This window comes from Erwinia sp., assembly GCF_049696395.1.
GTDB lineage: Bacteria > Pseudomonadota > Gammaproteobacteria > Enterobacterales > Enterobacteriaceae > Erwinia.
The window spans coordinates 1-4,280 of the sequence record NZ_JBAVTT010000174.1 but is presented as its reverse complement, the minus strand read 5'-3'; the positions used below and the strand labels follow the sequence as shown (position 1 = coordinate 4,280).

Annotated in this window: 5 protein-coding genes and 1 pseudogene; 2 read left to right on the top strand and 4 right to left on the bottom strand. The window is 47.7% G+C overall.

Annotated features, from left to right (window positions below):
- The 3 genes and pseudogenes from WCC56_RS20195 to WCC56_RS20185 all read right to left on the bottom strand — a co-directional run.
- A partial coding sequence (locus WCC56_RS20195; protein WP_424694103.1) for an MbeB family mobilization protein occupies positions 1 to 348 on the bottom strand: 348 nt, incomplete at its 3' end.
- A gap of 370 nt (positions 349 to 718) precedes the next feature.
- Positions 719 to 868, bottom strand: a pseudogene (locus tag WCC56_RS20190) (plasmid mobilization relaxase MbeA); the annotation flags it as partial.
- A 157-nt stretch (positions 869 to 1,025) separates the two neighbouring features.
- The gene (locus WCC56_RS20185) at positions 1,026 to 1,352 is read right to left on the bottom strand and encodes a MobC family plasmid mobilization relaxosome protein (RefSeq protein ID WP_424694102.1); all 327 of its coding nucleotides are present in this window, start codon (positions 1,350 to 1,352) and stop codon (positions 1,026 to 1,028) included.
- 306 nt (positions 1,353 to 1,658) lie between these two features.
- Here WCC56_RS20185 and WCC56_RS20180 point away from each other — a divergent pair, with 306 nt between their 5' ends.
- Positions 1,659 to 2,579 carry a hypothetical protein gene (locus WCC56_RS20180; protein WP_424694101.1) on the top strand — a complete coding sequence of 307 codons (921 nt, stop codon included), beginning with the start codon at positions 1,659 to 1,661 and terminating at the stop codon, positions 2,577 to 2,579.
- A complete protein-coding gene (locus WCC56_RS20175) occupies positions 2,576 to 3,112 on the top strand; it encodes a hypothetical protein (RefSeq protein ID WP_424694100.1) in 537 nt (178 codons plus the stop codon). The genes WCC56_RS20180 and WCC56_RS20175 overlap by 4 nt, the downstream gene beginning before the upstream one ends.
- Before the next feature lie 3 nt (positions 3,113 to 3,115).
- Here the strand turns inward: WCC56_RS20175 and WCC56_RS20170 are convergent, their stop codons facing one another.
- Entirely contained in the window at positions 3,116 to 4,036 is a 921-nt protein-coding gene (locus WCC56_RS20170; protein ID WP_424694099.1) for a replication initiation protein, read from the bottom strand.
- Positions 4,037 to 4,280 lie beyond the last annotated feature (244 nt).

Sequence of the window (4,280 nt, the reverse complement as noted above, 5' to 3'; positions counted from 1 at the left end):
TTTCGCTTTCAGGCTCGTCAGCTGCTGGCTGTAGCCGTCGATATCGCTCAGGCGTGAGCTGATGACCTGCATCTGAAACCAGATTATCCCGCTCAGGATGCCAATCAGGAGCGCGGCGCAGACCACTGTCCAGATCATCGCGGTGGTGGCCGTGGCTCTGATCATGCCCTTCAGCCTGGCGTTCTGTTCGTGAATAGCGTTGCTGATGTTCTGCGAGCTTGATTTCAAGTCCGCGCTGATAGACGTTTCCAGCCTCACGAACTCGCGCTTCACGCTCTGCTCGGTATCCTGCGCTTGCTGCTTCGATTTCTCCTCGAAGCCCTTCGCCAAATTTAAAATCTCGCTCATAAATCATTCCTTTCAGCCGGATGTTTCTGCCGCCGGACGGGTCGGCAATACTGATGCTGCTTTTGGTTTCCCGCGCCACGGTGAGACCGATGCTTTCAAGCTGAGTCACCACGTCCTGCCGGCTGCGTATCGCGCCCTGTGCCATCAGGTTCATCAGGCCGGCGGTCAGCTTTTCCGCTGCCTGCTGTTTGTCTCGCGGCAGGTCGCTGGCCTGCGTCAGCGGGCGACGATAGGCGGGGTCATTGGGGTCACGCAGTCCGAGTCGGTCATTGGTCAGCGTCTGCCAGGCGTTGACCCTGGGACGGTCGGCGCGGTCGAAATAGGGTTGCAGACGTTTCCCGCTCTGTAACTCGATGTTCGGGATCACGAAGTTCAGCTCTAGACGGCCTTTATCCTGATGCTCAACCCAAAGGCAGGCGTACTGGTCTTTGTCGAGACCGGTCATCAGTGTCTGTTCCCATTCATCCATCAGCCGCGCCTTTTCAGGCTCAGCAATGTCGGCCTCCTGAAACGACAGCACGCCGGACGTGTAGGCACGGGCAAAGTCACAGCCGTCAATCAGCTCGCGGGTACGTTCGGCATCTCCTCGCAGCACACGGGCATCGTCACGCTGGCGATCCTTGCCCAGCAGGTAATCAACCGGACCACTGCCCGAACCGGCACCGCGTGAGTGAATTTTAACGATCACGATGCTGCTCCAGCAGTTCACTGAGATTGCGGTCGAGACTGTTTAACACCGCCAGCAGTGAAACGCGGTCAGTAGGGTTCAGCCCATCGAGCTGGTTAAGGCGGCGGGCGATCTGATTAAGGTTGTTGCCTATCCCGCTGACCTGTCGCAGCAGGTCGGGCGACACATCAGGCAAACGGCGCTTTCTGGCGGTATGTTCTCCCAGACCGAGCTGACGCAGCCATCCGGCCAGATGGATACGGTCACAGCGATCAATCAGTCGCTGATGCTCTGAGTCGGTGAGCCGGATTTTGATCTCTCTCGTACGCTTTTCCATTCTCACTCCGCTGAGAAATATTCGCACCCAAAGTGCGAAAGTTTCGCAGTGGATGCCCGGGGTTTCGGGGGGTGGCGAGCCCCCTGAACCAGTCACAGACGGAGCCTCGTAGAGGGGACGCTGTGTGTACTGGCTTAAGGTATGATGGAGTATGTCAGATTATGCGGTCGCTGCAAAAAAAAAGCCCTCTTCGAGTAGAGGGCTGTTATCTGATATAGGCTTGTTTCAGTGCAAACATTTTTCAGCTACTATTTGGTAAAATTAAAAACAATTAGCCACGGCAGGTTATCTATGCACGCAGTTCACATGTCTTCTTTCCGAGTGTTGCTCAAAGCAAGGTCAAGAAAATCCTTTAAGCTTGGTGAGTTAAATAATGATCAAAACATAAAAGCCTATGAAATAGTAAAAGGGATCATTAATAGAAATACAAACATACCTCTAGAAGATACCGATACTAAGCTAATAGTTTCCATAACACCTGGCAGCCTTACCTTTGACGATAACAAAAGAATCATATACGGGTATGTCAATGCGGGTCGTTATGGGGAAAACTACACCGTAAGACAAAAGTTACTGTCATCTTCAAGTCATAAAAAAGTAAACCATGATGAAGTCACGGAGAAAAGAAGATACATATTCATGTATTTACCTGACAGTTTAGATACAGGAATAATTGCCTTCCATGACACATCTAGATTAAACGCTAGGACGCCCATAAAACGTATCATAGAAAACGGATTTATGGCGAATACGCCTTCATTAGAAGCCCGCGTTCGATCATTGTTACATGAGCAAATACCTCAATCTATAAAAGACTCACCTGTAACAGAGGTTAAAGCTGTCGGGTATAAGGTAAGTAAAGATACTGCCGATGCTATGCGTTTAATAGGTAATAGGACAACGGCAGAGTTTGTGGTAAAAAACAAAGGCTACTCAATGGGGCTAGTATCTGACTATCTAGATAAGAGCAAATCACAAAATAAGCTGATAGAGCTTTTAGAACCCAATAGTGACAAACTAAAAATAACAGTTCAAGTAAACGGAAAAGACAAGATCTATGAACTGAGGAACATAATATCAAAGGGCGTGTCTATAACTTTAGATGATGCAAGTCTGAACATAGACCCTCTGACGAACGAGCCTAACGAGCAAGACTTGCACAATGCCGTGAAAGAAGAAATAAATGATTTCCTTTCAGACATTTACGGGCAAGGGTATGCAATATGAACAAAATAAACATTTACTGGTTGATTGCGAACCACATATCAAGTTTAAAGGATGATGATTCTACGCCATTACCTAAGGCGGACTTGTGGCTTCATTTTATATCTCCGTTAATAATGTCAGCGTTGATATGTTACTTTTTTAAAGTAATGCCATCGTCAGTGGTTGGCATTATGGTTAACTTTGGATCAATCACAACCGCATTATTAATGAGTGCCGTTGTAATGGTTTACGACCAGAAAAGCAAAGTAATTGAAAAGGAAGAAAAAGAAACTGTAGCTGATAAAAAAACAACCTATAAAAAAAATATAGCTCTCTACAAAGAATTATGTCAAAACATTTGCTTTGCGATACTCACATCAATAATAATTGTTATACTCTCGGCCGTGCTTTCATTCTACGACATGAAAATAACATCAGGAATTCCTTACTATATATTCCTTATGGCTTCTTTTTTATGTTATGCATTATTTATATCAACAATGATAACATTCCTAATGATCTTAAAAAGATTTAGCATAATACTGGATAACTAAAATTCATTTGGCTTTCTTTTTTTGATAAAAGAAAGCCCTTCTGCTAATACCAAGGCTTATCCACGGGCTCTCACTCTCTTGTGAAGAAATACTTTTTTTCCTTCCTCCGCCTGAACTGATTTTACCTCCAGCCCTACCTCTAACAGACTGAACTTCAGAACCATGAGTTCGCTCTACATAAGTATCAAAACTTTCTTTGGAGAAATGGAACATAGTCCATTTAGCAATGCTTTTAGCTACTCCCATCACTTCACCATCGTCAAGAGGTGTTGGAAATTGCAGATTGTAGGCGTTGGCACGTTCATAGCAGGCTTGCAGCCACTGTCCATACTCAGGCCACCCTTGACGAATTGCGCGATACGCCCACTTACGCGTTTTGTCGAACAGGGTGCAGTTACGGCCTAAGCCATAGTCGGCTACGATTTCTTTGTCGTTTGCGGTGTTCAGCTCGAGCGAGTCGGCCAGCCAGTCCAGTGTGTAGAGCTCCGGCTGCCAGACGGCAATCTTCCAGTGCCCGTGGTTCGGATTCTTGCAAATTAACCCCGAATACCCCACGTCAGCGTCCAGTTTTTTACGTAGCGCATTCTCTACGGCGGCGGCGTACTTCAGTGGCTTCATTTTTCCGTCAGGTGCGGTACGTATCGAGGTTTTCAGCGCGTAAAGCAGGTGAGCGTGACCATTTTCGGGGTTGGTGATGGTCAGCGTGGGCGCAGGGGCGTTTCTATCGCTCCAGTCTATCGCGGCGCCGAGTCGGTCAACGTCAAATCCGAGCCAGAACATGGCGTGTGGCTGGTTGAATTGGATGTATTTCGCCAGAATAGCGCGCTCTTTTCCCGCGATGCGTACACCAAAGTGCAGATCGTCCGAAAAGTACGGCTTGTGTGGTAAGCGGTCGTTGAACAGGTCGAGGGCTGGGTTAGTCACTCATGCCAGCGCTTATGGCGGGCTGTTGTCTTGCACTCTGCATGTGCTAATATCCTTCTTAGGTTTTGTGCCTGGCCCTGGTCATCATGTCGCTCCGCCAAGAATGAGCATGATTTCCGGGGCTTTGTTTTTTCTGCCGTTAAAGTTACACGCGAACGGCGGCTCCTGTCGAATCCTTCCGTCATAAAGCCTTAATGTGAGGCAAGTTCCTGAAAGAATTTAGGGTTGGCCTGTATGGTCGCCA

Coding starts and splice junctions, on each gene's coding strand:
- WCC56_RS20185 (WP_424694102.1), bottom strand. CDS start 1,352: ATGGAAAAGCGTACGAGAGAGATCAAAATCCGGCTCACCGACTCAGAG.
- WCC56_RS20180 (WP_424694101.1), top strand. CDS start 1,659: ATGTCTTCTTTCCGAGTGTTGCTCAAAGCAAGGTCAAGAAAATCCTTT.
- WCC56_RS20175 (WP_424694100.1), top strand. CDS start 2,576: ATGAACAAAATAAACATTTACTGGTTGATTGCGAACCACATATCAAGT.